At 59.3% G+C, this 21,185-nt stretch carries 21 protein-coding genes, 1 tRNA gene and 2 pseudogenes; 4 read left to right on the top strand and 20 right to left on the bottom strand.

Annotation, left to right across the window (positions count from 1 at the left end; all coding sequences use genetic code 11):
• Nucleotide 1 precedes the first annotated feature (1 nt).
• Nucleotides 2–1,043: pseudogene (locus F0311_RS06350) on the top strand (IS110 family transposase).
• 252 nt (nt 1,044–1,295) lie between these two features.
• Here F0311_RS06350 and F0311_RS06345 read toward each other — a convergent pair.
• Together F0311_RS06345 and F0311_RS17970 are read right to left on the bottom strand one after the other, a co-directional pair.
• Nucleotides 1,296–1,568, bottom strand: a pseudogene (locus F0311_RS06345) (C-terminal helicase domain-containing protein); the annotation flags it as partial.
• Between the two features lie 387 nt (nt 1,569–1,955).
• Complete coding sequence (locus F0311_RS17970) at nt 1,956–2,144, bottom strand: hypothetical protein (protein ID WP_191089772.1); 189 nt, start codon at nt 2,142–2,144, stop codon at nt 1,956–1,958.
• 21 nt (nt 2,145–2,165) lie between these two features.
• Between F0311_RS17970 and F0311_RS06340 the strand changes: the two genes are divergently transcribed.
• Both F0311_RS06340 and F0311_RS06335 read left to right on the top strand, forming a co-directional pair.
• Entirely contained in the window at nt 2,166–2,804 is a 639-nt protein-coding gene (locus tag F0311_RS06340; protein ID WP_150461080.1) for an NADPH-dependent FMN reductase, read from the top strand.
• The gene (locus tag F0311_RS06335; protein WP_150461079.1) at nt 2,801–4,366 is read left to right on the top strand and encodes an MFS transporter; all 1,566 of its coding nucleotides are present in this window, start codon (nt 2,801–2,803) and stop codon (nt 4,364–4,366) included. The genes F0311_RS06340 and F0311_RS06335 overlap by 4 nt, the downstream gene beginning before the upstream one ends.
• Here F0311_RS06335 and F0311_RS06330 read toward each other — a convergent pair.
• The 8 genes from F0311_RS06330 to F0311_RS06295 form a co-directional block, all read right to left on the bottom strand.
• Entirely contained in the window at nt 4,353–6,893 is a 2,541-nt protein-coding gene (locus tag F0311_RS06330; protein ID WP_150461078.1) for an ATP-binding protein, read from the bottom strand. The genes F0311_RS06335 and F0311_RS06330 overlap by 14 nt on opposite strands.
• The gene (locus F0311_RS06325; protein ID WP_150461077.1) at nt 6,894–7,223 is read right to left on the bottom strand and encodes an AfsR/SARP family transcriptional regulator; all 330 of its coding nucleotides are present in this window, start codon (nt 7,221–7,223) and stop codon (nt 6,894–6,896) included.
• A 92-nt stretch (nt 7,224–7,315) separates the two neighbouring features.
• Nucleotides 7,316–7,633 (bottom strand): hypothetical protein, encoded by a 318-nt coding sequence (locus tag F0311_RS06320; RefSeq protein WP_150461076.1) that lies wholly within the window; start codon nt 7,631–7,633, stop codon nt 7,316–7,318.
• An 82-nt stretch (nt 7,634–7,715) separates the two neighbouring features.
• Nucleotides 7,716–7,789, bottom strand: a tRNA-Ser gene (locus tag F0311_RS06315).
• Nucleotides 7,790–7,890: 101 nt separating this feature from the next.
• Nucleotides 7,891–8,112 carry a hypothetical protein gene (locus tag F0311_RS06310; protein WP_150461075.1) on the bottom strand — a complete coding sequence of 74 codons (222 nt, stop codon included), beginning with the start codon at nt 8,110–8,112 and terminating at the stop codon, nt 7,891–7,893.
• A 46-nt stretch (nt 8,113–8,158) separates the two neighbouring features.
• Nucleotides 8,159–8,986 (bottom strand): hypothetical protein, encoded by an 828-nt coding sequence (locus tag F0311_RS06305; RefSeq protein ID WP_150461074.1) that lies wholly within the window; start codon nt 8,984–8,986, stop codon nt 8,159–8,161.
• Nucleotides 8,987–9,054: 68 nt separating this feature from the next.
• Nucleotides 9,055–10,152: a DUF5677 domain-containing protein gene (locus F0311_RS06300; RefSeq protein WP_150461073.1), complete on the bottom strand. Its 1,098-nt coding sequence runs from the start codon at nt 10,150–10,152 to the stop codon at nt 9,055–9,057.
• Entirely contained in the window at nt 10,145–12,955 is a 2,811-nt protein-coding gene (locus tag F0311_RS06295) for a class I SAM-dependent DNA methyltransferase (protein WP_150461072.1), read from the bottom strand. The genes F0311_RS06300 and F0311_RS06295 overlap by 8 nt, the downstream gene beginning before the upstream one ends.
• A gap of 103 nt (nt 12,956–13,058) precedes the next feature.
• Between F0311_RS06295 and F0311_RS06290 the strand changes: the two genes are divergently transcribed.
• Nucleotides 13,059–13,979, top strand: coding sequence for a DNA-processing protein DprA (locus F0311_RS06290; protein WP_150461208.1), 921 nt, complete (start codon nt 13,059–13,061; stop codon nt 13,977–13,979).
• 1,440 nt (nt 13,980–15,419) lie between these two features.
• Here F0311_RS06290 and F0311_RS06285 read toward each other — a convergent pair.
• The 10 genes from F0311_RS06285 to F0311_RS18980 form a co-directional block, all read right to left on the bottom strand.
• Nucleotides 15,420–15,803 (bottom strand): hypothetical protein, encoded by a 384-nt coding sequence (locus F0311_RS06285; RefSeq protein WP_150461071.1) that lies wholly within the window; start codon nt 15,801–15,803, stop codon nt 15,420–15,422.
• Between the two features lie 106 nt (nt 15,804–15,909).
• Nucleotides 15,910–16,203, bottom strand: coding sequence for a hypothetical protein (locus F0311_RS06280; RefSeq protein ID WP_150461070.1), 294 nt, complete (start codon nt 16,201–16,203; stop codon nt 15,910–15,912).
• 79 nt (nt 16,204–16,282) lie between these two features.
• Nucleotides 16,283–17,161 carry a hypothetical protein gene (locus F0311_RS06275; RefSeq protein ID WP_150461069.1) on the bottom strand — a complete coding sequence of 293 codons (879 nt, stop codon included), beginning with the start codon at nt 17,159–17,161 and terminating at the stop codon, nt 16,283–16,285.
• 445 nt (nt 17,162–17,606) lie between these two features.
• Nucleotides 17,607–18,188 (bottom strand): hypothetical protein, encoded by a 582-nt coding sequence (locus tag F0311_RS06270; RefSeq protein ID WP_150461068.1) that lies wholly within the window; start codon nt 18,186–18,188, stop codon nt 17,607–17,609.
• Nucleotides 18,189–18,321: 133 nt separating this feature from the next.
• The gene (locus tag F0311_RS06265; RefSeq protein WP_150461067.1) at nt 18,322–18,684 is read right to left on the bottom strand and encodes a hypothetical protein; all 363 of its coding nucleotides are present in this window, start codon (nt 18,682–18,684) and stop codon (nt 18,322–18,324) included.
• The gene (locus F0311_RS06260; protein ID WP_150461066.1) at nt 18,674–18,859 is read right to left on the bottom strand and encodes a hypothetical protein; all 186 of its coding nucleotides are present in this window, start codon (nt 18,857–18,859) and stop codon (nt 18,674–18,676) included. Before F0311_RS06260 ends, F0311_RS06265 begins: the two co-directional genes overlap by 11 nt.
• A 163-nt stretch (nt 18,860–19,022) precedes the next feature.
• Nucleotides 19,023–19,766, bottom strand: a complete 744-nt coding sequence (locus tag F0311_RS06255; protein ID WP_150461065.1) for a hypothetical protein — start codon at nt 19,764–19,766, stop codon at nt 19,023–19,025.
• A gap of 14 nt (nt 19,767–19,780) precedes the next feature.
• Nucleotides 19,781–19,933 (bottom strand): hypothetical protein, encoded by a 153-nt coding sequence (locus tag F0311_RS17965; RefSeq protein WP_191089770.1) that lies wholly within the window; start codon nt 19,931–19,933, stop codon nt 19,781–19,783.
• Between the two features lie 494 nt (nt 19,934–20,427).
• Nucleotides 20,428–20,856, bottom strand: a complete 429-nt coding sequence (locus F0311_RS06250; RefSeq protein WP_150461064.1) for a hypothetical protein — start codon at nt 20,854–20,856, stop codon at nt 20,428–20,430.
• The gene (locus F0311_RS18980; protein ID WP_223881163.1) at nt 20,853–21,062 is read right to left on the bottom strand and encodes a helix-turn-helix domain-containing protein; all 210 of its coding nucleotides are present in this window, start codon (nt 21,060–21,062) and stop codon (nt 20,853–20,855) included. The genes F0311_RS06250 and F0311_RS18980 overlap by 4 nt, the downstream gene beginning before the upstream one ends.
• Nucleotides 21,063–21,185 lie beyond the last annotated feature (123 nt).

Here is a 21,185-nt window from a genome sequence, read left to right as displayed (position 1 = left end):
CATGTCCAGTGTGACAAGCAATATTGCGGACTTCTACCAATACGTGGTCGGAGTCGATACCCACGCCGCCACCCACAGCTATGCCATCCTCTCTGCTGCCAACGGAATAGTGATCGATCAAACGAGTTTTCCCACCACCGCCGCCGGACTGCGCCGAGCTCGGGAATGGATCAGTCGTCGCACCCATGGCGACCTTGACGCTGTGCTCATCGCAGCTGAGGGCACAGGCTCCTACGGTGCAAAACTCAGCGGTGTGCTGTCTGAAGTCGGCTACCGAGTCGTGGAAGCACCCACACCAACCAAACAACGTGGGCATGCGAAAACCGATGCACTCGATGCTGCCCGATCAACGCTGGCGACGCCAGTGAACTCACTACGAGACCGACGCGCTGGTGAAATCCATGACGCGCTACAAGTACTAACTTCAGCGCGGGACCATCTCAACGTTGAGCGACTGCGATGCATCAATGCCCTCACCGCCTTGGTCAGGACCTATGACCTCGGTATCGAGGCACGCAAGGCGCTGACACCGAAGCAGATTGAGCTCATCGCTGCCTGGCGGCATCGTGAGGAACCTCTCGGACCGCGCGTTGGGCGTGCCGAGGCGGTGCACCTAGCCAAGCGCATCCGTGCCCTTGATGGGGAACTCTCCCAGAATCGTGTTGCCCTTACTGAACTGGTCGAAGCTCATGCTCCGCAACTACTGCAACTGCCCGGGATCGGGGCGGTGACAGCCGCGGTGGTGCTCGCTGCTTGGGCTTATCCGGGATCGGGTCCGAGGAGAAGCTGCCTTCGCCCGAATCGCTGGCACCTGCCCGATCCCAGCATCCTCAGGCAACACTCTCAGGCATCGATTGAACAGAGCCGGAGACCGCAAGCTGAACAAGGCGCTGAACACCGTTGTCCTGACCCGGATGCGCACCGATCCCGAGACCCGCCACTACCTCGAACGGCGAAAAGCAGAAGGACGGACTACCAAAGAAATTCGCCGCTGCTTGAAGCGCTACATCACCCACCAGCAGGAGCTAACTATCGCGTATTGACAGACATAGAAGCATCTGTAAAGGGTCACACCCCACCGACTGCGGATTCCATGGGATGGACATGCTTCTGATCAGGCCATCGTGGTGGCCCAGGGCTGGTGTCGGCACCCGAAACCAAACGGACAGATCCTGGGAAAGACACTCCACATGGAGGCCAGGCGATTCAAGGGTCACGCCCGGGATCAGGTGACGACACCAACCCTGCCAGCCAGCCCCAGGCCAGCCACCTCAAGACTTACAAGCGGTTCAGTGCTCCCGTTCGGCGGTGATGGTCTCGTGCGCGGACAACTCGGCCCCGACGTGTTGCAGGACGCCGTAGAGGACGGAACGTGCGGTGGCGTCGGGGTTGTCGCCCGGATGCGGATGGGCGTGTTCGTCGGGCCGGTCGAGGATCACATAGACATGGTTGGCGTGCTTGCCGCGGGTCATCGCGACGTAGAAGTTCTCCCTCGTCGTGTTCGGCTCCACCAGCACATGCGCGGTGTCGACGGTGACGCCCTGCGCCCGGTGCGCCGTGATCGCATAACTGGGCTCGATGAACTCGAAGACAAAGCCACCACGCACACCCCCGGCTTCATAGATATCGAACATCTCGGCGAGCTGGTCAGCTTGAACCTGTTCGTCTCGGACGTGCCCGTCGTTGATACATGGAACGGGAGCGTCGCGATGGATGATCTAGTGGCCGGAGGGACCTTTTCCTCGACACACTGATAACTGCCTAAGCCAAACTCCGTGATGACGATCGACATGCCAGTTGCATGGTGGTCAAGGCGAGTGGCGGAGTGACGTTGGAGGAACGAAGGATTCAAATACCGTGCCAAAGGCCGTGACATCGATCGCAGAGCCTATCCTGCGACACTCCACACCAAGATCTTGGCCCCGCCTGCGGCCCTTAACAGAACGGCATTGCTGTTAGCTGTGTTCTGCCGGCCCTTCAAACATCAGCTGGCGGTCTGCGGTCATTTGGAGCAGCTCCGTGTCATAGCTGATCAGCAGGACAACGGCGCCATCGGCTGCGAGCTGGTGGAGGATCTCCCGCCGGAGCTTTTCTGAAACATTTTTGGAGGCAGCGGATTCCATCATCGGTAGTGACAGTTTCACGGACACACACGAGAAGAGATCATGCCTGCTACCAAGACCCCCGCCCTGGCCGTCATCATCGGCAGCATCCGCCCGGACCGGTTCGGTCCCACACTGGCCAGATGGTTCGCCGCCGAGGCCGAAGCACACGGGTCCTTCCGCGTGGACGTCATAGACCTGGCTGAATACCAGCTTCCGATGGAACTGACCGGTAACGACCCCCACGCCGCACTTCCCGACGACGTCGCAGCCCTGGGTAAAAGATTGTCCCGGGCCGATGCGTTTGTGCTGCTGACCCCGGTCTACAACCGCAGCTATCCCGCCTCCCTGAAGACCGCGATCGACTGGTTCTACGGTGAGTGGGTGCTCCGTCCGGTCTCTTTCATCTCCTACGGAGGGGTCACCGGCGGGCTGACCGCGGTAGAGCACTTGCGCGTCATCTTTCCGGAGTTCCCGGCCATCACCACCAAGAACTTCATATCTCTGGCCAATTTCTGGAAGGTCTTCGACCATGACGGCCGTCCGGTGGACACCGCCGGGCTGCGCGGGCCAGCCACCACTGTGCTGGACGAGCTGGCGTGGTGGGCCCCGATGCTGCGCGAGGCCCGCACTACACGCCCCTACCCAGGGCTTGACTTCGAACCCACATTCACCGAGAAGGATCGGGAGGTCCCAGCATGAGTTCCCCAGAGACCCAGCCGAACCCCACCGTCGGGGACAACGACGACGCCGCGGCCTCAGCACCCAAGGCCAGCACTCGGCAATGGCTGGGGCTAGCCATCCTGGTCATCCCGCTATTCATGCTCTCCACCGACATCACAGTGCTGTATCTGGCGATGCCGGCCATCGCAGCAGATCTGGCGCCCGCGGGCTCTCAACCTCTGTGGATCCTGCATATTGGTGAGTTTCTCAGTGCAGCCACGATGATCACCTTCGGCCTGCTGGCTCAACGCATCGGTGCACGCCGGTTGCTGCTCAGTGCAGTGGCCGCCTACGGCTTGGCCTCGCTGATTGCCACTTATGCCGTTAATCCGGAGATGCTGATCGGTGGACGCGCCCTGCTGGGTGTAGCTGCAGCGGCTTTCACTCCGGCAGGAATGATCCTCGTCCGGCGGACCTTCCGGAATCCCAAGCAGTACAACGTGGCCTTTGCCTCCTATATGGCTGCCTTCGCCGGCGGGATGGCAGCCGGACCCCCACTGGGTGGGCTGATTCTGGAGCACTTCTGGTGGGGCGCTGTCTTCCTGATCAACGTTCCCGTAGCAGCGATACTGCTGATCGGCGGCCCCTTCCTGCTGGAACGCAACCACTCAGACCGAGGCGTGCGAATCGACGCGCCCTCAGTGGTGCTGTCCATTGCTGCCGTGCTCGCCTTGGTCTACGGTCTGCAGGAGATCGCCACGGGGAACTTGACCGCTCTGTCGCTGTTATCTGCCGCCATCGGAATCGGGCTACTGCTGCTTTTCCTGCGACGCCAGCGCACCACTTCTGCTCCTTTGCTGGACCTTGCCCTGTTCCGGAACAAGACACTTCGGCTGATGCTCATCCTGATCTTCATCGGTGCCTTCGGCATGGCAATAGCCGATATGTTGCTTCCCCAGTTCTTGCAGATCACCCGTGGACTGAGCCCGTTGCAGACCGGGCTGGTGCTGCTGGGGCCGGCCATCGGTGGGACGGCGGGCACTATGCTCACTCCGCTGTTCGCCCGCGCCCGGCGGAAAGGCCTGGCACTGGCCGGAGTCATGGCGACCACTGGCGCTGGCGGAGCTGTCATCATCCTGATGCTGCCTGGGGCCAGCCTGGTCAGCATCATCATCGCACTGACAATCATCTCTGTCGTCAGTGCGCCCTTTATGACGCTGGCCTCCCAGATGCTCATTACAGCCGCCCCGGAAGAAAAGACCGGATCGGCTACCGCGGTGCAGGATGTGACCTCGAGCCTGGGCATGGCCTCATCCCTAGCCTTCCTCGGCGGCGGGGTCCTGACCCTCTACCGGCGTATCCTGTCGGACCGTGCCGATGCTCAGCTGCCGGAAGAAGCTGTGGATGCCGCAGGGGAGAGCTTCGGCGCCTCTGCTGCAGTGGCGGAGGGACTCGACGGCGTGCAGGGCTCGCAGCTGATTGAGGCAGCCGATGCGGCCTTCACCATTGCTACGCAGACCGGCTACGGGGCCTTCGCAGGCATCAGCCTTGCTATAGCAGTGGTGTTGGTTCTGGTGCGCCGACACATCAAGCTCGGCTGAGCCGGAGCCCTGCCGGCAGGGCGTCCTCTCCAAGGAGCCGGCTGAGCGAGCGGTGCGCCGTGTTTCGCTCAGCCGGCCTCAGCCCTGCCAGGACTTTTTCAGCCTGCTCCGGGTCTCTCAGCTGGAACTCCAAGACGGCCTCCAGGGCATCAGGATGCATGATGCAGAATGCATAGGCAGTCCGGCGGGCCAGCTCTTTTGTCCGGTGCAGATGACTTTGGGCAGCGTCCAAGTCCTGGAAACGCACGCTGTTGAGGGTTCGTACGGATTCCCAGTAGGAAAGCTCGCCTTCCAGGCCCAAACTGTCCGCGAGCTGGACAGCCTCCTCGGTGATCTCTTGAGCCCGCGAGGTGGCACCGTCTGCCACCGCAACCAAGTACTGCACCGCCAGCAGCTGCGTCCTTCCGTCGGCATCCCCCTGCTCCCGCAGGATCTCCTCGGCGTCGTATCCAACAGGCAACCCCTTAGGCCGAATATCGAAGTGCTCCATAAGAAAGTAGTCCCGCTGAGCCGCAGCGAAGGCAGCCCGGGACAGTTCGCCCACAGCCAGCAGATACTCAACTGCCTCATCGGCGAGCCGCTCACCCAGTTCCCCGTGGGTCTGATGAGCCAGCATGCAGCTGGCAGCGAACCACTGGACCTGCATCTTGGCCAGGGGGCCAGCGTCGTCGTCTTCAAAGCCGTCCAGGGCTGCCACGACCCCTTCCACCCGGGCGTCAGTTTTCCCGGCTTGCAGAGTACGGGCAAGCACCTTCACCTGAGCGTGGCGGTTTCGATCCTCAGAACTCCGCCCCGGATACGTACAGGCCGCCACTGCGGCAAGTTCTTCGCCCAATGAGTCAATGCGCCCGGTCATCCAGCGGAACCAGAAAGTGGACATCACCAGGAGTGTAGCGCTCTGAACATCCTCACGACGGAGGGCTTCGGTCAGAGCATGGGTCAGATGCCCGCGCTCGGCGTCAATCCTGTCGATCCATCCCTTGGCGTGATGTGCGAAGAGGTAAATCTCAGCGCATTCGGCCAGTTCCTGGAAGTAGGTCACATGCCTGGCGGCAACAGCAGGCTGCTCACCTGATTCTGAGAGCTGTTCAGCAGCGTATGAGTGCACGGTCTCCAGTAGCCGGTAGCGCAAACCATCGCTGGTGTTCACGGTGGCCATCAGACTGCTGTCCACCAGGTGGGAGAGTAACGGCAGTATGCGGCTGGGAGGAATCTCCACAGTATAGGCAGGCCACTGGGTTGCCGTCTCGGTGCGAGAGCTTGCACAGATTTCTTCAATGACGTCGAGCCGCCAACTGACCGGATGCACTGCCAACCGTCGCAACAAGGCACGCTCCTCGTCGTCTAGCAATGACCAGCTCCATTCCAGCATCGCTCGCAGAGTCTGCTGCCGCCTGGGGGCCGCTCTGCCAGGTCGGCTCAACAGGTCCAACCGATCGGTGATGCGTTCCAATAACTCCGGGATCGACAGCACATTAGTCTGCGCGGCGGCCAGCTCCAGAGCCAACGGCAGACCGTCGAGGTGACGGCACAGTTGCTCTGCAGCCTCCAGAATGCTCTGGTCGACTACCACGTCGGAGTTCACCGCCCGAACCCGGGTCAGAAAGAACTCTACGGCCGGGCTCAGCTGTTCCAGCTCGTTAGCCGAATGCAGATACTCGCCTTTAACCGGCAGCTGAGGAACCCTGTAACGCTGTTCCTCGGGCAGGGCCAACGGTTCACGACTCGTCGCCAGAAGGCGCACCGAACCAGCATTGCGCAGCAGTCTCTCGGCGAATGACGCCGCACCCTCAACTACATGTTCACAGTTGTCCAGAACCACCAGCGCCTCCCGACCTTGCAGGGAGGCTGCGATACGCTCCGTCAGACCAACGCTGTCCTCCCGAGGAGTGGGCAATCCCAGAACTGCAGTCACAACACGTGCCACTACGCGTTCAGCCCGCGCCGGGTTCTCCTGACCCTGTGCGCTGACTTCAGCGAGGTCCACGAACCACGCCTCGGCAGAAGTATCGTGCACCTCTTGTTCTGTGGCTTCGACTGCCAACCTGGTCTTACCGATGACGCCGATGCCCATCAGGGTGACTATCCGATGGGAACCCAGCAGCGCCAGAACATTACTGAGCTCTTCAGCACGCCCTAAGAAGGGAGAGGCATAGGCCGGCAGCCGGCGGCGCGGGCACAAGGCCACCGGGGCCGACGAAGGAGGGGCTGGCTCTGCTTCCACAGCAAGGTCCTGACGCAGGATCTTCAGGTACAGATCCTGAAGATCCGGGCTGGGGTCAGCACCGAGCTCTTCAGCCAGGTGCTTTCGGAGCCGCTCATAGGCGGCTAGAGCCTCTGGCTGGCGACGGCTGCGGTAGTAGGCAAGCAACAGTGGAGCCACCAGGGTCTCCCGTGCTGGGTGTGCGGGCAAATACGGAGCCACAAAGTTCACCGCCCGCTCAGGATCCATCGCCATCAGTGTCTCGGCGCAGCGTTCCACTGCCTGCAGTCGCGCCTCCTGAAGATCACCGACCTCAGCGGCCAGTCACAGCTCATCTGCGAACTCCGCATAGGGTTCTCCACGCCACAACTCCAGGGCCTTTTCAAACACCAAGACTTGCTCCTGGCCTGAGAACTGGGCAGAGGTGCTGCGGATCCTCTCCCGGAACTCCGCGGCATCAAGCGTCTCTGCAGTGACATTGAGCTTGTAGCCCCCGGATGAACGGATAAGCATCTGCCGGGCACCCGGGGATGCCTCATCGAGCAGCGACCTCAGCCGGGAGAGCTTGGCCTGGAGCACACGGGCAGGATTGTTGGGCAGCGAATCTCCCAAGACCCGATCCACCAGCTTCTCCGGCCGGCACGGACTGGCCACCGACTGCAACCAAAGCCGCAATCAGCGCACGGATCTTCCGCTCCGGGACTTCGACCACCCTCCGGCATCCCTAGCCCTAGCCTCTTGAATTCTCACATCCCAGGGGAACAGAACCCAGGACACGTCACCCAAGGGAACAAAACCCAGTACGGTTCATCATCGACCGACAGATCGCGTTCCTCGACTCCCGCATCCAGGCCAGCGAGATCGAATACGATCAAGCCCGTACCCACCTCGATGACTGCCTGGCCCTGGCCAGTGACTGTCACGCGATCTACATGAGCATCGATGATCCGTTGCGCCGGATCGCCAACCAAGCCTTCTTCGACCGCCTCATCGTCACCGATGACGATGTGATTGACGCAGAGCCAGGGGTGCCGTTCAACATCCTGTTCAACCCCGAAGTACACGCTACCGCCCTCGCACAGCAGGGCAAGAACGGAAACGAGGCAGGTAAAACCGGAAACGTCGGCGGTTTGAACAACGACGATCTGGTGGGCCCTGCGGGGCTCGAACCCGCGACCAGCGGATTAAAAGTCCGTAAGAGGCACCACGATGACAAGCCCTATTCTACGCTTCCCCAGGTCAGTGCGTTGGTTACCGTTGGTTGGAGTTGCTCAAAACCCGGTACTTTCGACTCGCGGGTGTACCCAGGGTGTACCGGATACTACGGCTGGGAGGGGATGACGACTGGATGCCTCTCCTCCCAGCGCGGTGCTTTCTCGTATCGTAAGGCTACGATGGGATCTTTCTCCGCAGCTCGGTAGGCCGGCATTGGGCCTGCTATGAACGCGATAGTCCGGATGATGCCGGTGAACACGGCCAGTTCCAGTGGGACGGATTCATAGAGGGTGAGTCCGATGACGTCGCTCAGCGGCCCGCTGGCCAAAAGGTGATTCCTTAGTGAAGGCGTTAGGTTCCTAGGGATCGTCACGCTAAGGACTCTTCGGAAACATTGAATCTAAGTCCATATCAGCATTCGGCTTTAGCGGAACTTCTTGCGCAAGAGCATGTATGGCTTGTTTGGCAAGTTCGACGCAGTCCGCGCCGCCCATCGTCAGATATTTGTAGGTGGCATAGGTGGTGATGGTCGAAGCAGCGCGTAGAGCCTCAATCAGAGCTCCGGCGTCAGGGAGGACGAGCGATCTGAAATGGCCAGGTTCGTACTCTTCGCCGAGACTGATCTGAGTGAGCTCCAAATTAGTCCAGTACATTCCATGGGCGGCTCCGCTCATGGCTCTCCAGAGCCGCTCAGCCTCCGTTCCGTCCAACTTCAGTCCAGGATCAGTACAGGCCTGCTGGATTATCCACAAATAGCCTTGAGGTGCTGAGACCTCTCTGTCAGAGAACTCAGAAGAGACTCGTTCTACGAGCTCCTGCTCTCGTCGCCTAACTGATTGCTTGCCCGCCGCATTGAGGCGGCTCTTACGATGCTCCTGAAGATCCCAGCGGACGAGAGACAGATGTCTTCGAACGCACTCTCGAGAAGTTTGCCCCGCAAGCAACCAGACGACCTGTGCTGCACTCTCAATTGCAGCTCTTGCCAGAGCTAAGGTGGGGCGCATTCGAATGACTGAAGCCTGCTCCGGATCGAACTTCAGAGGGGCCACGAAGTCGGCCCACATTAAGAGGTGCTCAAGTGAAGCGGCCACATAGTGCTGTGCTCGATCCGAGACCTTCTCCCACTGATAAAGGGCATTCACCTGGGCCAAATCTGAGCCGGGCGTTGGATCTCCCCACGAGTTCAGCATCTTCTCCGCCATACGCGCGCCTTGAGCGACCTCAACAACTACGCTAGACGCTGCTTTCGGAGCCGGTACAGGGTAGGTGCTCACGCGTCCTCCTGTCGGCGCTCGGACTGGAATTTCTCTTCTGCTTCTTTGACGCGCTCTTCGCCTTCGAACATACGGTCACTGACCTTCTTCGCAGCAAGTTCTAGGGCGACCAGGAAATAACCTCCCCAGTCCTCGTTGACGCTTGATGTTCGCACAAGGTGAGGGACTACGGCTTGTAGCTGACTTACTAAGAGTGCGGAGGCAATAGTGGCTGGAAGCGCAAGTCCCAAATTTGTGGGGCCGGCTACAAGAGCAGCTTCGTGTTCCCGGACTGCCAGAGTGTCGTGGAGCCCATCGGACCCAGCATGCAGAGGGGCACTCGTAATGTTGTAAAAGACGGGAAGCTCTGGCATTACTCGCTTGATGAGATCGCCATACCCTATTCTGCGCTGGCCAGGGAATAGGGGCGCAGCCCAGCCGCAGGCACTGGAGAACTCTTTTCCATACTCAAGAATCAGCAGGTCTCGTTGTTTTTTAACACGAGAGACGCGCTCATCCGAGAGAGACTTCTCAGAGTCGTCAAGTATTCCGCTAGACTTGATTGCGCTGATGGTCTGGAAGCCAAAGACTTCGCGGTGCACCAAGTATCGCTCAACTAGCTCTGGATGATCTCCCTCAGGGGAGCCGTGCTCTGCAAGAGTGCGAGTCACTGCGAAAATCTCAAGGATCGTGCGAGTTCTCGCAGCGGCACCATCAGAGTGACCACCCCGGAGAAGCCAAGACACCTCTGCGTGTGTCTTTAAACATCTCGCAGCGAGTCCACGTTGGACATCGTAGTACCTCAGGTACTGAGTCTCCTCAAGGTCATTACCAAGAGCTTTTTCGATGACTTCGTGCCCCCATGAAGCCGCTTCAATTGCCATAAGGTACAGAAGATCCAGCTCTTCCAAGCCGTCCTGGTAGTAATTCTCTAGTCGCTCCTGGAACTCAGACCTATCCGCGAGGTGTGCCTGAATCGGTTCACGCCGGTCTCGCCCGAGATTCTCCAAAAACTCAGAAAGTCGGGCAGCGTCAAGGTCCTCTTTCTTCGGGATGCCGAAAATAAACGCTTCGGTCTGCGGGGAGCCATCCTGTGTGTGGCCACTTTCAGTCACTTGCCGTCCTTACTTGGTCTTCTGGACCAAAATCTAGAAATCTTTTGATTCGGATCATTTCGGCGTAGCGGGTGAAGAGGATCTCTTGACGTTTCTTCTCGGACTGGCAGGTGCGGGTCGCTCCGAAGGCACGGTCGACGACGGCGTCAAGTTTGTCGTGCGCTTTGATCAGTGCGGGGTCCATCACCAACGGGTTGTAGTGGTCCGCAAGAGACCGTTCTGGGTACCGATCGCGGGCTTCGAGGACACCCTGGCCGGCGGAGATGATCGCAGCCCGGAGGTCGTCCGGGACGTCGGGGAGCGGCACCGTGTACCAGGAAAGTGTTGAGCCGAAACGAAGGTCAGACTTGATGCGTCCGCCTACAGTTTTCTGCCAGGTGATGAACATTGACGAAGACATGATCGCGAACTGGAACCCGGTGGCGTCCGGAGCCGTGAAATTCGCGTTGCTGCAGATGACCGCTGGGCCAAAGTGCGCGACAGGGTAGTAATGCCGGGTCTCGGAGACGTGAATCGGGATGCCAAGGTACGGCTCCGAATATTTCATTCGTTGCCGGAAGAGATGGGGGTAGCGGGCGAAATCCCTGGTAGAGGCTGCTCTGGAGGCTGCGCGGAACTCTCGGACAGCTTCGACTCGTGTCTTCAGGATGGGCGACCTGGCCAAGTCCTGGGGGTCGAGGTCTTCGAGCCAGAGGCACCAGCGGTCCTCCTTATGGATGAGCTCTCGGGCTCCGACGTAGGGGTGAAGGTACTTGGCTGCGATGGGGTCAGCAGCGACCTCCTCGTAGTCTTCAAGTTCGACGATGAGGTTGCCGTCGTCGGTGGGTTTGGAACCGTAAGCTGTCTTCTCAATGTGAGGGGAAATGGGTTTGGACGCTTTCTCCACCAGCACATTCGGCCCGTCGACCAGATATGCATTGATACTTTGCGGCTTCTCCTCAACGGGCTCGCCACGCAGTTCGGTGTAAATGAACAATCGGCGCTGGATTGGCCGTTTCGTGAAGCCAATAATGGTGCAGTGCACTGCCGCTGCCGCAGGTGCCTCCGAAGTCCAGGCAAAGGTGCGGTGCGCAAACTTGATCTGCCACCCAGCCTCAAAGATCGGCTTGAACAGGCGTGCCGGCTGATCGCCCTGGACGATCGAGTTGGTTGACACGAAACCCCAGGTGCCGTCGCCTGTCCCGAAGTAGTCGACGGCTTTCTTATACCACCCGGTGACATAGTCCATCCGGGAAACTGTGTAGTCACGGCCCCAGACATCCTTGAGATCATCCAGCTGGTCTGCCTCACGGGTGTTGTCACCCAGGAACGGTGGGTTGCCGAGAATGTAGACGTTTTCGCTAGGTTCGATGACTTCAGTCCAGTCCATCCGGAGGGCGTTGCCGGTGTGGATGGTCTCGACCTTGTCCAGTGGCAGCAGCTGTGGTGCTGCGCCGAGGCGGGCCTGCATCTCCTGGTTGGCCTGGTGCTCCACCAGATGCAGTGCGGTGGCCGCGATACGAGCAGGCCAGTCTTCGATCTCGATGCCGTGGAACTGCCTGGCCTGGACCATGATCTGATCCCCGGTGAAGAACAGCCCCTCATCCAGAACAGACTTCGACTTCCGGCCAGCCTCGAGTTCTTGGATGCGTTCGATGATGCGCAGCTCCAACGAGCGCATTTCTCGGTAGGCAATAATCAGGAAGTTCCCGCAACCGCACGCCGGGTCAAAGAAGTGCATCTCACCCAGACGTTCACGTAGATTCCGGAGCCCACGCACGGAGTCTTTCTTTGCTTCGAACTCCTCGTGCAGTTCGTCGAGGAACATTGGCCGGATCACCCGCAGGATGTTCCGCTCCGTGGTGTAGTGAGCCCCCAGACTGCGTCGCGCGGCCTTGTCCTTCACCGCCTGGAACAAGGAGCCGAAGATCGCAGGGCTGATCGCTGACCAATTGAAGTAACAGGCTTCAATCAAGCGGCGGCGCATATCCGAGTCGAAGAACGGGATTGCCACGTCTTCTTCAAAGAGTCCGCCGTTGACATACGGGAACCTGGCCAACAGCCCGGTGAGATTGCGTGGCCGCCGTTCCGGGGGAGTCTTCAGCATTTGGAACAGCTGAGCCAGCATCGGACCAAGGTCATTCCCTGATTCCTCGGTCCGGTTCTCCAAGAACTCCAAGAACAGGTCTCGTTCACCCCAAAGGGCGGTGTCGTCGGCGTAAAGCATGAACAGGCACCGGACCATGAATACCGATGAGGTATGCTCGTTAAACCCGGACTCTGCCAGCCCCTCGTAGAGGGAGGCCATCAGCTGGGCAGCCTTGATGGAGGCGGCCTCGCGCTCCTCGAAGCTCAGTATTCGGTGGCCGTAGCCGGCCAGGAATGCCAACTTTTCTGCGTGATCACGGAAGTTCTCCAGCTCCCACTCAACTGCGGCGTCGTCGGAGCCGGTCTTCAGATTCAGCAGACGGAAGCGCACGAAGTCACTGGTCAGCACCCAGTCAGGAAACTCCGCATCGGGAAGATCATGCAGATAGTCCAGGGCCTGGGCCTCAGCCTTGGCCAAATCCTCGCCGGCAGACTTCATCTCCACCGCCAGGATGCCCGGGACCAAGGCGTCGATGTAGCCCTGCCTGCCAGTAGAGGTGCGCTTAGCCCGGTGCTCGTAGAGCGCAGCGCGAGAGTCGGTGAGCCCGTAGACCTGAAGCAGATCCCGGACGAACATCTGGGCCTGCTGGCGTTCATCGCCTGCGGCGTCCTTCCAGTCCAGCACGAACCGGTCCACCTGCCGGTAGATCTCCTCGAAGCTGCGCGCTTTGTCCATGCGTTCAGGTTACACACAGGTAGGGAGTTCACGGGGTCCGTGCGGATATAGGTGCCGGTACATGTCATAGGCAGGAGGCATGATGGATCGTATGATGTTGAAGATGGAGCCAAGCACAGTTGCACTCCGCGCAGGAGCCAGGGGAGTCGATGATGAGACGATCATCAAGATTCTCGTAGCAATGCGCAAGAACCACCCCCTGACTCAGCCCGAGCGCGTCCAGATGCTTCAGCAGGAAGGTATCGATTACCTGCTGGAGACTCTATTTGGCACAACACTGATCGACCCGGAGCTAGAGCTCGAGGTCGAACGCGCCTACCAGGATCTCCGGCGATGGCGGTCTCATGGTTTCAACGTGCTTTCCATCCTCGATACCGCCTATCCGCGTCATCTGCGCAATGCCCGGGAGGCCCCAGCTCTGCTCTACTACCAAGGTGACATCGTGCCGAACGACACTGCGGTGTCGGTAGTCGGATCCCGAAGAGCAACACCGGAAGTGCTGGAACAGGCAGCAGCCACAGCCCAAGAGCTTGTGTCCCGGGGCCTGACGGTCGCCTCAGGGCTCGCAGCCGGGGTTGATGCTGCTGCTCACTGCGCAGCGCTAGAGACTCATGGCCGAACGGTGGCGGTCATGGGCACAGGGCTTGAACACACCTACCCGGCGTCGCATCAGAAGCTGCGAGGGCAGATCGCCAACACCGGGTTGGTGCTCTCTCAGTTCGAGCCCGACTTCTCCGGCGCGAAGTTCGCCTTTCCCATGCGGAACCAAGTGATGTCTGCCTATGGTCTTGCGACCATCGTGATCTCAGCACAGGAAAAATCCGGTACTAGGCATCAGGCCCGAGCAGCTATCGGGCACTCCCGCGGCCTCATTATCTCTACACAGGTGGAACGTGAGACAACGTGGGGTCAGGACTACGCCGCCAACGGGCTGGCAAAAGTCGCCCACAGTCCGCAGCAAGCAGCTGAGCTGGCACTTCACTTCGCCGAGATCCATGAGAGAGGCACTCGGCTGTTCGCATGAGTCCGGAGCAGGGCTTCGATGAGTCTGTCGATGAGTTCCTCGCAGCGCAAACTCACCTTCGCTCTGCTGCGCTTCAACCGGATTTGCCGGTCTGTAAGAGTTGTCGCGGCGCAGTGGGACTCCTGATCGGGTTCTCTGAAGTCAACGAGCGATACGAACTCTGCGCACCGTGTTGGGGCTACAGGCATGGCCAGCGAGTAGAGCAGCACGGTCTTGCTGACGGTATCTTCCCGTTGCTGTATGCCGTATCTGGACGGGACCAAACCTCACGTGACATGTGGAACTATAAGGATCCCCGCCTCGGTGGGCCCAATGACAACATTGCTTTCGCGGGGTTGGCCTCCGTTCTCTACGTAACCCTCCGAGACCACTGGCCATGTCTGCAGTCCAACACTGGTACCTCGCCGGAATGTGTCACCGTGATCCCCTCAACCCAAAAGCCTGGACAGCCAAGTCCGCTCCTGGAACTTGTGACCCGAGTGTTGCGAAGGCTCCCGTTGCCCACCCAGGTCCAAGAACTCCTCAGCTACCGAGGGCCCTCCACGACGGCAGGAGGAAAGCAACGCGGCGTCGTCGACCCTGAGTTGTTCAGCGCCGAAAGAATCGACCCCGGCGAAGACATCTTGCTCGTGGAGGACACCTGGGTCTCCGGCAGTCATGCTCAGTCGGGTGCCACTGCTCTGAAACGTGCTGGGGCTCGCTCGGTCACAGTTCTAGTCCTAGCCAGATGGCTCGACCCCAGGCATGCTCCTGGTGAGTATCTTCTCGAAGCACTTCCGAATCTTCCGCAGCCGGGATCTGAAATCTGCCCATTCGTGACTCCTGGCCTCCATAGGTGTCTCGCCAGCGCAACGCACCACTGAAGCGACTCAGATTCATAGTGCCTAGCGCGACACCCACTACCCTGTGGCAGCAGCTAGTCATTTACTCCAGCCCAGGGACCAGTCCAACTTTCGTGACCGTTCATGGCCCTAGTCCTCTCCAGACCGGCCCCGTCTGAGTCCAGGCCACGGCTCTGGCCCAGTCCACATGGACTCAGTCCCAGTTCCGCTTCAGTCCAGGCCCGGTCCCCTAGACCTACAGTCCAGTCTAGGACTGACATTCACATCGAGTCCCCAGCCCGCCTCATAAGCGCACGACTCCTCAATAACCACGCCTACCGTCTTCTACGACCACAGAAAGAGACCTCAAGATGTTCTAGAACCCTCAGAAGGACGTTCGACGATCCAAGGATGTTCAAGTCCTGATATTTACGACACACCTCTGGCACCAAGTGTGCACATCGTGGACAAAGTGCGCAGAAGTAACGCTACGGCAGGCTGCCCAGTCCTCTTCACAAATGAACGAAGTCGCTAAACCTCAGATGCGCGTCCTAGCAAGAGGCGGAGCGAGGGCCAACTCACCTGCTGCCAAATTCTCGGGTAACTGGGAAAGGGGACCTTAGTCGGTGACGTCATCGGTCTTCGGAAAATCCGAGATCGATGCCAGGAACCCCTGCGACACGAAGTAGGGATTGTTCTCATCTCCGATGACTTGGATTTGAATGGCCTCACCATCGGCTTCGAGCACTCTATAGGAGTCGCCTTCCCGGACCGCAAGGCCGGACGACGGATCCTCGGCGTCGGCGGTGACCGCGAAGAGCTTTCTCCTACCGAGGCAAGGAGCCGTCTGCTTGATACGGGCTTTGGTCGAACGTCCGTAGGCATAACCTATGCCCAACCCCGCGCATGCGCCTACGCTTAGGACCAGCCCAACTAGATTCTTGGGTCCGCCAACTTTCTTAGCGATGGTAACGAAGTCCTGGTAGTCACCGAGGTTACTCACGTCCCTGACCTCCCTTGTCAGCTATTTGGCTCAAGCGTACAGCTACGGCAGTGACCACGCTGGGCTCGCTCTCCTTGGACTGGTCGGCATCCTAAGAACCCATCGCTCAGAGCGCGTTCTCGAGCTCATCCCTTGAGTAGCCAAACATGTAGTCTTCATCCTTGCCGTTCGAAACCCAAATCTGAGCGGCATCGTAGACACTCAATGCGTCGCCGTCGTCACTTTCCTCGTCATCTTCGTCCCGGAGACCGGACCAGCAACTTGAACAGTACATACCAGAGTAGACGTACCTTTTTGTCAGGGGAGTTCCGCAATCAGGGCACGGTGGCGTCTCCCCGGTGTAAGCATCGCTCTCCTCCCAGCTCTCTTCCTTCTTCAAAAGAAAATCAAAAAGGCCCACTGGTAAAACCCTCCTCAGTTGTCAAGCTGTGTTAGTCGGATCCGATGGCCGTATATATGAGCGAGCATTCGGTCACAGGTCACCACATGTCGTAGCCGCTGGCGCTGAGCAGCCTCACCACACACTCAGACGATCCCCCGTAGGAGGAGATAGTCCAGGTGGTGTAGTCACCGGGATCGACTTCGTCACTGTCAGTGAAGCTCCGATCATCTGTTACTCGACCGCCATCTGAGAGGCAGACTATGTCTACGCTGATCGGCCCAGTGACGGTGACGTCATGGGGGTTGACGACATCACCAGTTAGGTCTCCACTGGGAAGCTGCTCAAAGTTGTCGATGTCCAGGGTGATGATGTTCTCGAACGATCCAAGTCCTTCGGTGTACTTCACGCGTAGGTCTGGAATTTCAGATCCAGCAGGGAGGTCCCAATCCGATGAATCGACGTAGACGTACCCGAATCCGTAGCCGCCAGGAGGGATCACGTTCGGATCAACGGAATGCGAAGAGCCAGTTCCCAGAGTCTCTCCTTCAGGACCCAAAGCTCGGCCGCTGACCTCTACGCGTGAGACTGTCTGTCCGGTCCTGTTGTGCACGATGAATGGAAATGAAGTGTTCCCGTCAGGTTCGCTGATCGCGACGACAGATACTTCACCGTCTTCACCCTCCGGCAGTGCGCTCTCGTCACCAACGATTGTGATGGCTGTGTAGGCCTGGGGAGTATTGGGAAGGCTTTCACCTTGGGGGACATCTCCATCTTCCTCTGGATCGTCCTCGTCGGCGTCATCAGCTTCTGATGCAACAGATGTCTGCTCTTCGTCGTCTGCGGACTCTTCGGTAGTTGTGTCTTCAGCGCCATTGTCTGGTGCGGCTCCGGATTCGGCATTGTCGCCGTCGCAGGCCGTCAGTGCCAGCAGTGCAACCAGACTCAATGTGGCGGTGGTGCTGGTGCGAGCAATCACGTGTTGTCCCCTGCCGTTATTCCCTGTGGCGGCATAAGCCTGAGCGAGGCCCATGAGCCTCATTGGCCTGATCCTAGCGCGCAGCTCGGACATCGAGACTTCTATCCACCGAAGATCTCTTTGCTGAGCCGATGATGCATTAAGTTATGAGGAGTGACGGCTGACAGGCATGGTGAGTTGCCCCAGGCTTGCATCCGGTCTTCTCCACTTCGGGTTTCCGAGGACCCCGGGCTCCTCGGCCTGGCGCCCTAACGGTGGTGCGCTCATCCTCCGTGATCGCCAACCGGGCGAACTGGACGCAGCGCCTGCGGGGGTCTCTTTCTGGCAGGGAAAGAGCGACTTCGAACGCGCCTATGTTCCCGGGGCAGATGGGCATTTCTCCTCTATCAACCCGCCCCAACGACACTCACCTCATCGGTTGGTCGAAGTTCAGGCAGGGTTCTTGTCACCAGAAGGGGAGGTAGTCCTCGCTCAGCGGGTAGTCATACCAGGGCGGTAGGTCGCTCTCCTCGGCGCTGATCCGCAGCACTGTTGTCCACCAGTCAGCGAAGTTCTCGAAGCCCTGGTTCCGCCAGAGGGCCAATTCCTTTGCCTTGTCCAAATCACTCTCCAGACTGGACCTTACCTCGTCCAGGCGCAGCTCAGCGTTCTCGATGATCTGGCGTATCGTCTCGCATCGGCTGAGAATCTGATCAACCATTTTCTCCTCAGCAGAGGGCACGGCCCGGCTGTATTTCATGGCCCGTCGCCGCTGGTGCTTCTTCACGTAGGCATAACTGGCCTCGGTAAGCTCGCCGGTGGGATGGACTCTCAGAAAAGGGGATTCCGTCTGCTCCTGCTGGAAAAACCGGAGCTTATTCCGTTCGCTTTGGACGTCCGCCTTCAGCAACCGGGCATAGTAGCGGGCCTCTTCAACCTGCTCCTGGAAGTACCGCCGTGATGCCTTGGTCTTCCTTAGCTCGTCCTTGAGCCGCTGGATTTCGTCAACAGCCTCCTGGGGAACAGACTGCCCTTGGCGACGTCGCACTCGGTAGGCAGCTTGTCGGCAGTTCCTGCCACAGTACTTCTGGTCCGGCTTCTCACCGGAAAGAGGATCAGCACAGTGTTGACAACGCTTCATGGGTTTTCGCCATCCCAAGGTCTGTCTCCGATGATCAGACTCAGTGGCCAGGGCGGCGTCGAGCCGGATCAGTTCGGATGACAAGTCGTTCGATGGAACGGATGATCGATGAGGTCCGAAACTTGATGATCATGCCATTCGCCAGCTGCGGCGCATCGGGCTTCTCGAACAAGACGTGGAAGTAGTCTCCGACCTGCGGCCAGCGCAGCACCTGGAGGATCTTCCACTGCTCATGATCACGCTCCAGCGCCCCAGAGACCGAGTTGCGTCGGGGTGAGCGCAGATAGGTCATTTTCTCCAGATCCCAGATGCTCTGACTGCCTTCGGTGGTGACCAACCAACGGCCACCAGAACCTGCAGTAAGTCGGGCGATCTGCTGACGTTGTCCATACTCAGGTCTCATCCGTTGCGCCCTTCCCAGACTCCGCTTGGGGGTCATTGTCGGCGAGTCGGGTAATCGACCGAACCTCAGAGGAGACACGGTAGTGCTCAATGGCATGATGCAGCTCTGGGTCGTCGTACCAGATCCAGGAGCGCCCTCCGACTTGCGGCCACTGCACCACGCGCGTGATCCGCATCGGCTGACCGTCAAAGAGCATGCCCCTGAACCTGGGATCTGGCCCGGGCAATCGCGTGTACACCATACGGTCCAAATTCCAAATGTGCTGCGTCCCTTGAGTCTCGACCAGCCAACACCCAGTATCCTCAGGGCCGAGTTCTGCGACATGCTCCGGCGAATCATCAGACGGCATCAGACCCACCACTCTCCATCCTTTCGGGGAAAGCCCGCAATGGGCGTCCTCCCCGGCTCAGGGTCTCGAACGCCATGCCCTGCTCCTGACGCTCACGAACCAGGGCCTCGACCGCAGGTTCTGAGATGTCCAACGAGGCGGGCTCTCTGAGCTGGACATAGAGCTCCTGATGCTCTTCATCCCATTGCCAGTCGACGATGACACCGAGGCTCTGGAGATACTCCACCACGCCGAGAATGAACCGGCCTGTGAAGAACCTGCACAGACTCGATGGAGCGTCCAGGGGAATCCAGGCCTGATCCCCCGATGGGGCGTTCTGCTCGGCAGCAGCAAAAGCCAGCTCCCGCAGGACCATCATGATTTCAGGGCCGATCTCTTCCTCTGGGAGGAGATGCATCGCCTTGAGGGTGCCCTCTTCCTGGTCATCCTCGAGGCCGATGCCTAACAGGTGGAGCGCACTATCAGCGGCATCGAGATAGTCGATCTGTTTCTCTGAGAGCTCGTCCTCATCTATTAACCAGTCACCGCCAGGCTCAAGAACTTGATGAATCGCGTGGGCAACGCGTTCAGCCAAGTGCCCAAACTTGTCGTTTGGCAGTATTCGCCCGCCGAAGTGACGGCGTTCGTCCTTCCTGCGGCGAACTACGAAGCCACCCCAGGTGTACGGGTCCAAGGGCGAGAGCCCCGTGGCCCACTCTGTAACTGCTCCGCTGAGCGGTTGGCGGTGTGACATGGGCATGTGAATACTCACTTTCCTGGAGGTTCCAACTCCTCGCGCGCGTACTGGACCTTGCGTCCAGAGACGAGGAGGAGGTGGAAGTTGTTTTTGAAGTGAAGTGGAAGTTCCTTTGTATTAAGCATGACCACGGGGATCATGGGAGGGGTGATCCCCGTGGTCATGGGTCCCATGATCTGGGGATCCCAAAGACCCATGATCTTTCGCGTCCATAAGCCTGCCGCGGGAGGGGCTCTCCGCTCTCGGCACTTGCTCCCAGACATACATCTGCGTTCGGTGATCAAAATGCCTCGGAAGCCAGGTGTAATCGGCTTCCGACTCCAGGATCAGCGCATAGTGCTGCCTCATACCCGTCGGGTTGTTGGTAGTTGCGGGAACTGCGATTCCCAACTGCATGAGAACGGAGAGGACTCGGCGTGTGGCACGCTCGGCGTTCATCTTGTTCCTGCACAGATCTTCAGGGCTCCTCGCATCCTCTAGAGTGAGGCAATAACCTAAGGCGACGGCTATCTGCTCCCACCCGGCGAAGAAAACGGGAGGGGCCCCATCGTCTTTCGCAATCGACGCCATAGAGATCGCGGCAATACGGGCCTGCTTCTCGCGGGGCGTGCCGCGTGGAATGAGCTCTGGGGTGCCCAAAACTTGTTTGACCAGCTGACTACCCATGATCCACCTCCGAATCGTGATGCGACTCGGCATGGGTCGGGAGACGGTCGGCCTGCGCCGTCAGCCATGCGGCATAGTTGCGCAAGCACCCAACACTCGAGAACCGGAGCACCAGGCCGTCTCCGATGTTCCCGTCATCGTCAAAGTGATTGATAAACACCCGGACGCCGGCGTCGATGAAATCGTTGGGGATGCTGGAGAGAGCGACGTGATGCTCATGCTGTTCGCCCCGGTCGGCATGCCCTAGATAGCAGTACTCAGCATGCTCAGTGAGCCGCTCACCCCGGACGGGTGCATATAGGAGCTTGAGGTCGGTATCCTGGAACGAGGCAGGTAATCCGTAATAGGTGCTTGCTTCGGCGGTCCGGTTGTCTTCTTGGCGGGAGAGACCGGGCCGCTTCTCGCTATCAAGATGCCTCATCTGCTCATCACCTGACCTTGCGCCTTGGCCTCAGCTTGCGTGCATGCCGTGACCCATGCCTCCAGCTCTTCACGAACATAGAGAACCCGCTTTCCAGCCCGGAAACTCGGTGGCGCAGGGTGCTCGCCACTTCTGGCGTGGTGTCTCCATGACCGCAAAGTTCCCTCTGGGACACCCAGGAACTCCGCAGCCCGTTTGGTGTTCATAACCTCCATCGTGGATCAACCTTTCGTTGTCGATACTGAATAATATGCCCACTTATCGTTGATACAGCATAAAAGCACCCACGACTCACGCTGTCAACACAATGGAGTCGAATAGCAGATATT

The organism is Nesterenkonia ebinurensis, assembly GCF_008711175.1.
Lineage (GTDB): Bacteria > Actinomycetota > Actinomycetes > Actinomycetales > Micrococcaceae > Nesterenkonia > Nesterenkonia ebinurensis.
The sequence above is the reverse complement of the archived record's forward strand: the minus strand, read 5'-3'. Positions and strand labels throughout refer to the sequence as shown.